A 2,336-nucleotide genomic window follows, 5' to 3' on the forward strand; every position below is an offset into this window, starting at 1 on the left:
ATATGGCATAACACTTTTTTTATATTCCATTATTGACCTTAAATAATCAATTATTTTTTGATAATCTGATAAACTCGAAATATATTTATCCTCAGGATTTTTTGGGAGTTTTTGTGCATGTAATCTCACCCCTTCAGTAAAATCATTTATATTAAGTAAATCCCTTCTAGCAAGTTGTACTGCACTTCTAATGCTAGAATTTAGCCGAGATAGATAGTCTGGCCCTACACCTTGACCTATTTGATTCATTATTTCCTGATATTGACTATATTTGATTTTACTTGCTACTAGTTTTCCAAAATATTTATCAATTTTTTTGAAGAATCTTTGATACTTTATTTTAGTTTGAACACTTCTGTTAGATGGAAGAATCTCCAAGTTATACCATTTTTGGTAAAGTTCATAAACTGTAGAATTGTTATCAAATCTTGTACCTTTTAGATAGTCCAGCTCGGCTTCCTTACCAGCTATTTTAGCCTCTTTTTCGGTAAGAAATCCCCCTTTACTAACTACATGATTTCCTTTACTATCTTTTATTCTATATTCCCATTTTTTTCCTCTAGGATGCACTCTTAATGGCATGATATTCATTTCCTTTCAATTCCAACCCAAGCATCTTATTTACTACTTCTAAAGGGCAAAAATTTAATCTCTTATTATTGTAAAAAGGATAGCCTTTTTTAACCATTTCCTGTTTACCTTCTCGAATAATCCTAGAAGCCACAGATTTAGTCATTCCTGTTTGTTCAATAATTTCATCTTTGGTTATGATATTCATAGTTATCTCCATTCTATTTTAATATTCTACGTGAGTAAATTCTCTAGTTTTCAATGAGTCATATAGCGCCTCATTATTCATACAAGTATAGAGTGATTGACCTTGCAATGTTTTTACTGGTGTACCATTTTCGTTCATTTTGATGTACCAAGTACCTGGAACAAAAGGAACATTTTCACTTAATTTTTTTGCTAGGCGTGTGTTTGCTTTTTTTAGATACATACTTATTTTTCCTTACTAAAGTTATTATTGTTATTTTGCACCATCTCTTGAAATTCTTTTAAAAGGTCTTCTCTTCCAACAAATAGGAGGTACTCAGTAAACTTGTCAATTAATTCTCTTGATATGCTTGCTTTATCATAGATATCTTTTTCACTTCCCACCTCTTCTGGGAAAGGGAGATGATGATTAGTCATAAACCTTATGATTGCCCCCATTCCCCCGCCTTTACCAAGAAAAGTATAATTTGATAATTTCTTTGAGAATGGCACTCTTTCTCTACGCGGAACTTTAATACTTACTTCTTCTGCTTTAGCTATAAAATCTTTCCAAAATCTTGGACGATATTTTTCTTTTTTTGAAATGTAATTATCAGGCGGACGGAATTGCATTTTATTATCAAGATATCCTTTAACGAATTCTAATAAATTACTATCTTCTTTTTGCCCTAATTCATAGATTGCCCATAAGATTTCATCCGCATAACGATCATGAAATTCAACTTCCGTACGTATCCAACTGATAGTATTATAAAGTTGAATTAGTTCCGTTTCTGTTAAATTTTCTTTCGTCTGCCTTTCTATGAACTTATCGTAAATTCGAACTAGAATTTTTCGATGTTCTCTATCTCCGATATAAAAGCTTAAAGCTCCTGTCAAGTCATCTATTTCACTTGATATTTTTGTTGTTTTCCCGAATTTTGCTTTGCCATTCACAAAGTATTTTCTAATTTTTTTAGGGATGTAAAAAGGTTTTGAATTTTTATCATCTACGGTCAAATCTATTCGTTGACAGTTTATAATCGCTCGTTTAGCAACCATAGTTTGATTTTCATAACCTATACACTCTAATATTCTATCAAGTAAGATAGTAATAATTTGCACTTCTGAATAATCAAAGAAAATATTTTCTCGTAAAAATTGTAGACCTGTACCGCTAATGTCTAAGATGATTTCCCTTGTTTCTTCTGAATGCCATACAGCTACTCCAGATAATCTTAGAACTTTGTTTTGCTTAGAGTGTGGCAATTTTCCTTCTTGCTCGTCAAAGAGTTCTAGAGGTAAACCCAAGACTTTAACTATCATTTCTTCATAAGTCATAGGAATCGCAAGTTTTAGCCAGTCAACTAAGCTGTGTAATTTTTTTTGTGATTGTAGTAAAGTTTTTTGTTCATTATTTTTTGATTGATTAAGATTCTCGAAATAAGAATCGTTGAGTAATTCTTGTTCTTTTTCAGTTAACATTATTCTCCATTGTTCTTATTTTCGGTGAAATTTACTGATTTTTTTGCGTAAAAATTCCAGCTGATTTAGAACAAGATTCATTCAAATTTGCTGTG

3 protein-coding genes are annotated in these 2,336 nt (G+C 31.2%); all 3 read right to left on the bottom strand.

Annotated elements, in window-relative coordinates; genetic code table 11:
- Window positions 1-582, bottom strand: a 582-nt coding sequence (locus ABT112_RS35020) for a hypothetical protein (RefSeq protein ID WP_351515817.1), incomplete at its 3' end; no start/stop codon positions are given.
- Window positions 560-778 (bottom strand): DUF3173 family protein, encoded by a 219-nt coding sequence (locus ABT112_RS35025; RefSeq protein WP_057719801.1) that lies wholly within the window; start codon window positions 776-778, stop codon window positions 560-562. The genes ABT112_RS35020 and ABT112_RS35025, both read right to left, overlap by 23 nt.
- 224 nt (window positions 779-1,002) lie before the next feature.
- Window positions 1,003-2,241, bottom strand: a complete 1,239-nt coding sequence (locus ABT112_RS35030; protein WP_057719803.1) for a replication initiation factor domain-containing protein — start codon at window positions 2,239-2,241, stop codon at window positions 1,003-1,005.
- Window positions 2,242-2,336: the final 95 nt, after the last annotated feature.

Origin of the sequence: Streptomyces sp. NPDC002055 (genome assembly GCF_040296705.1) — a bacterium.
In the GTDB taxonomy this organism is placed as follows: Bacteria; Actinomycetota; Actinomycetes; order Streptomycetales; family Streptomycetaceae; genus Streptomyces.